Genomic DNA, 4,810 nt, shown 5'->3' on the forward strand with positions numbered 1-4,810 from the left:
CTCCCGCCCCGTCCGCGCCGGGTGCGTCCGGCCTGGGCCTGCTCGCGCTGCTGGATGGACTGCCCGAGGCCTTCCTCGCCGTGGACGCTGGCTGGCGCGTCACCTACCTGAGCTCCCGCATGCGCGAGCTGCTCGGGGACCGGGCCCAGCCCGGCGACGACGCGCGCAAGAAGGTGGCGAAGCTGCTCGCCCTGGGAGACCACCTCCGCCTGGATGCCCCCGCCACCGAGCAGTCCTCCGTGCGCTACGAGCACCGCTGGCCCGAAGGCGACCTCTGCTTCGACGTGAGCACCCGCCCCGTCGAAGGCGCCCTCCTGGTCCACTGCCGCGACATCACCCACGAGTACCAGGCCCGCGGTGAATTGCAGCGCGCCGCCCAGCTCTTCCAGGCCGTGCTGGAGGGCACCACCGACGCCATCTACATCAAGGACCTGGAGGGCCGTTACCAGATCATCAACACCGCGGGCGCGCACGCGCTGGGCCGCACCGTGGCGCAGGTGCGCGACCACTCCGACGCGGAGCTGTTCCCCGCCAACGAGGCCGCCGTCAACCGCAAGCACGACCAGGACGTGCTGGAGGCGGGCCACCCCCTCACCTACGAGGACGCCCAGCAGGGCCCCGACGGCGAGCGCGTGTGGCTGACCACCAAGGGCCCGCTGCTCGACCCCGAAGGCCAGGTGTTCGGCTTCTTCGGCATCAGCCGCGACATCACCCAGCGCAAGTGGGCCGAGGAAGAGGTGCGCAGGCACTCCGAATTCCAGGAGCACCTGATGGGCATCATCAGCCACGACATCCGCAGCCCGCTGGGCGCCATCATGAACTGGTCGCGCGTGCTCGCGGCCGGCGGCCCCGCGGAGGAGACGGCGCGCACCAGCCAGCGCATCGCCACCGCCGCCGTGCGCATCGAACGGCTCACGCGCCTGCTGCTGGACTTCACCCGCGCGCGGCTGGTGGGCGGCGTCGTCATCGAACCGCGCGGCACCGACAGCCAGGAGCTGCTGGGCAAGGTGGCGCACGAGTTCCGCGTGGCCTTCCCCAAGCGGCACATCGTCCTGGAGCACAAGGGCAACACGCAGGGCCAGTGGGACCCGGACCGGCTGGCCCAGGTGGTGTCCAACCTGGTGGAGAACGCCCTCAAGTACGGCCCGCCCGAAGCGCCCGTGCGCCTGGTCACGCGCGGCCTGCGCAACAAGGTCATCATCGAGGTCCACAACGAGGGCCGCCCCATCCCGGAGGCCCTGCTGCCCCACCTCTTCGAGCCCTTCCGCCAGGGCCCGCAGACGACGCGCACCCTGAAGATGAGCTACGGCCTGGGGCTCTACATCGTGCGCGAAATCGTCCACGCGCACGGAGGCACCATCGAGGTCGCCTCCACCGAGAAGGACGGCACCACCTTCACCGTGACGCTGCCGCGCCGCGCGCCCCCCAAGAAGGGCCCGCCGGAGCCTTCGTCTCCGGACTCCAAGTCCTCCACTTCCAAGTCCCGGCGCGCTTCGCGCCGTGGACGTTCGTGAACCCGCACGGCCTCTTCGACTGACCTATGAGCCTGGGCTCCCTCGCGCTGGTCCTCCACGCACACCTCCCCTTCGTCCGCCACCCCGAGTACGAGGACTTCCTCGAGGAGGACTGGCTCTACGAAGCCATCTCCGAGACGTACCTGCCGCTGCTGCGCGTGTTCGACGCGCTGGTCGAGGATCGCGTCCCCTTCCGGGTGACGATGACGCTCTCGCCCACGCTCGTCACGATGCTCAACGACGACCTGCTGCGCGAGCGCTACGCCCGGCGCCTGGACCTGCTCTGCGAGCTGGGCGCCCGCGAGGTGCACCGCACCCGACACGACGCCACGTTCCACCCGCTGGCCGTCTTCCATCGCGACCACTTCGAATCGCTGCGCCTCGCGTACAACAACCACTACCGGCGCGATCTGGTCGGCGCGTTCCGCAGGCTCCAGGACGCAGGCCATCTGGAGATCCTCACCTGCAACGCCACCCACGGCTTCCTGCCGTTGATGCAGCAGACGCCCGAGGCCGTGCGCGCCCAGGTGACGGTGGCGGCGAACCACTACCGGCAGAACTTCGGACGCGATCCCGCGGGCATCTGGCTGGCCGAGTGCGGCTACTACCCGGGCCTGGAGCGCATCCTCTCCGCCGAGCGCATCCGCTACTTCTTCGTCGACACGCACGCGCTCACCGACGCTACGCCCCGCCCGCTGCACGGCCCCTACGCCCCCATCTTCACCGAGCCGGGCGTCGCCGCCTTCGCGCGCGATCCGGAGAGCAGCCAGCAGGTGTGGAGCACCGAGCACGGCTACCCGGGCGACCCCGTGTACCGGGAGTTCTACCGGGACATCGGCTGGGACCTGGACCAGGACTACATCCGGCCCTTCATCCAGCCCACCGGCGACCGCAAGAACACCGGCTTCAAGTACTTCCGCATCACCGGCAAGACGAACGACAAGCAGCCCTATGATCCGGCCGCCGCCCGCGAGCGCGCGGCCGTGCATGCCGGCAACTTCCTCTTCAACCGCGAGCGGCAGTTCGAATACCTCGCCTCGCGCATGGGCGGTCGCAAGCCCGTGGTCGTCGCGCCCTACGACGCGGAGCTGTTCGGCCACTGGTGGTTCGAAGGCCCCCACTTCATCGAGGCGCTCATCCGTCAGGCCGCGCGCGAGCCCCGGAAGTTCGACCTCATCAGCCCGCTGGACGACCTGCGCGCGCACCCGGAGAACCAGGTGGCCACGCCGCCCCTGTCGTCCTGGGGCGCGGGCGGGTACGCGAACATGTGGCTGGATGGGACCAACGACTGGATCTACCGGCACCTGGACCACTGCGCGAAGCAGATGGTGGCGCTGGCCCGGGACTTCCCCGACGCCTCGTCCCTGCCGCGTCGGGCACTGAACCAGGCCGCGCGCGAGCTGCTGCTGGCGCAGTCCTCCGACTGGGCCTTCATCATGAAGACCGGCACCATGGTGGACTACGCCGTGCGCCGGACGAAGGAGCACCTGCAGCGCTTCCTGCGCCTGCACGACCAGGTGCGCGCGGGAACCGTCGATGAAGCGTGGCTGTCCCATGTGGAGGGCCGCGACAACCTGTTTCCAGAACTGGACTATCGGGTGTACCGGCCCGGTTGAGCGCTTCGGGAACAGGCGGGCTGGCCGGGAGTTCACCTCCCGCGAGCGGACGATGTCGTTCCGGTTGCGGGGACTCGTTTCCGCTTTAGCTTGAAGGAATCCATGACCCACACGCTCCTTCCGTTCCGTCGCAAGCTCGTGACCGCCGTGTTGGTGCTGGCGTCGCCCACGCTCGCCCTGGCGCAGGCTCCGGCGTCCAAGCCCGCCGCGCCGCAGACGCAGCCGGCGGTGACCGGGCAGGCCGGCAACCTCCAACCCGCCACGCGCGAAGCCCAGTCGCTGGCCTCGCTGGCGCCGCTGGTGGACTCGGTGAAGTCCGCCGTCGTGAACGTGGACGTGCAGGCCCGTCCTGAAATGCCAGAGGGCATGGAGGACAACCCGCTCTTCGACCGCTTCTTCGGCGGAAACGGTGGGCGGGGTGGCGGTCGCAGTGAGCGGGAGCAGGTCCGCCAGGGCGCCGGGTCCGGCTTCATCATCGACCCCAAGGGTCTGGTGCTCACCAACAACCACGTCATCGCGGACGCGGTCACCATCACCATCCGCCTGGACGACGGCCGTTCGTTCACCGGCGAGGTGGTGGGGCGCGACCCGCTCACCGACGTGGCCGTGGTGAAGATCAAGGAGAAGGTGGATCAGTTGCCCACCGTGAAGCTGGGCGACTCGGACGCGGTGCGCGTGGGCGACTGGGTGCTGGCCATTGGCAACCCGTTCGGCCTCGCGTCCAGCGTCAGCGTGGGCATCCTGTCCGCGCGGGCCCGGGAAATCGGCGCCAGCGCGTACGACGACTTCCTCCAGACGGACGCGGCCATCAACCCCGGCAACTCCGGCGGCCCGCTGTTCAACATGAAGGGCGAAGTGGTGGGCATCAACACCGCCATCGTCGGCGGTGGCACGGGCATCGGCTTCTCCGTGCCCAGCAACCTCATCAAGGCGCTCCTGCCCCAGTTGGAGAAGAGCGGCTCCGTCACGCGCGGCTGGCTGGGCGTGGGCATCCAGCCCCTCACGCGCGACCTGGCGCAGGCGCTGAAGCTGCCGGTGAACGAGGGCGCCATCCTCACGCAGATCAACCCCGGCTCCCCCGCGGCGAAGGCGGGGCTCAAGGCGGACGACGTGGTGGTCGCCGTGGACGGGCAGAAGGTCCGCTCCGACAGCGAGCTCACCCGCACCGTGGCGCTCAAGAAGCCCAACAGCGTCACCACGCTCAGCCTCTACCGCGACGGCAAGGCCCAGGACGTGAAGGTGACCATGGGCACCCGGCCGGACCTGGAGGGCCTGTCCAAGAAGAAGCCCGAAGCCGCCGAGGAGCAGGACACCTCGCGCCGCGTGGGCGTGTCCCTGCAGGACCTGGATGCGCGCACCGCTTCCCAGGCGGGCTTCACGGAGCGCGCCGGAGCGCTCGTCACCGACATCATCCCCGGCTCGCCCGCGGACCGCGCGCAGTTGTCCCCGGGCATGCTGGTGGTGGAGGCGAACCGCAAGCCCATCGCGAGCGCGAAGGAGCTGGCCGCGGTCATCCGCGCCGCGCCCGCGGGCAGCACCCTGCTGCTGCGCGTGGCCGGCCCCGGCGGCGGGCGGCTCCTGCGCGCGTTGAAGATGCCCTGAGGTGAGCGAGCGGCGATGAGCGTCAACTACGTCTCGCTGGGTGACAGCACGGCGGTGGGGGTGGGGGCGGCGCAGGGC

General features: G+C 70.2%; 3 protein-coding genes. All 3 read left to right on the forward strand.

From position 1 onward, the window contains the following. The coding region (locus tag D7V88_RS38950; protein ID WP_120545591.1) for a PAS domain-containing sensor histidine kinase at window positions 1-1,514 on the forward strand (1,514 nt) is incomplete at its 5' end. Window positions 1,515-1,540: 26 nt separating this feature from the next. Then, complete coding sequence (locus D7V88_RS38955) at window positions 1,541-3,130, forward strand: glycoside hydrolase family 57 protein (RefSeq protein WP_120545592.1); 1,590 nt, start codon at window positions 1,541-1,543, stop codon at window positions 3,128-3,130. 102 nt (window positions 3,131-3,232) lie between these two features. Further along, window positions 3,233-4,732: a trypsin-like peptidase domain-containing protein gene (locus D7V88_RS38960; RefSeq protein WP_120545593.1), complete on the forward strand. Its 1,500-nt coding sequence runs from the start codon at window positions 3,233-3,235 to the stop codon at window positions 4,730-4,732. The last annotated feature ends 78 nt before the right edge of the window (window positions 4,733-4,810 follow it).

This window comes from Corallococcus terminator, from assembly GCF_003611635.1.
Taxonomy (GTDB): domain Bacteria; phylum Myxococcota; class Myxococcia; order Myxococcales; family Myxococcaceae; genus Corallococcus; species Corallococcus terminator.

What these genes read in the sequence shown, in the direction of transcription:
- D7V88_RS38955 (WP_120545592.1), top strand. Translation starts at nt 1,541, where the DNA reads ATGAGCCTGGGCTCCCTCGCGCTGGTCCTCCACGCACACCTCCCCTTC.
- D7V88_RS38960 (WP_120545593.1), top strand. Translation starts at nt 3,233, where the DNA reads ATGACCCACACGCTCCTTCCGTTCCGTCGCAAGCTCGTGACCGCCGTG.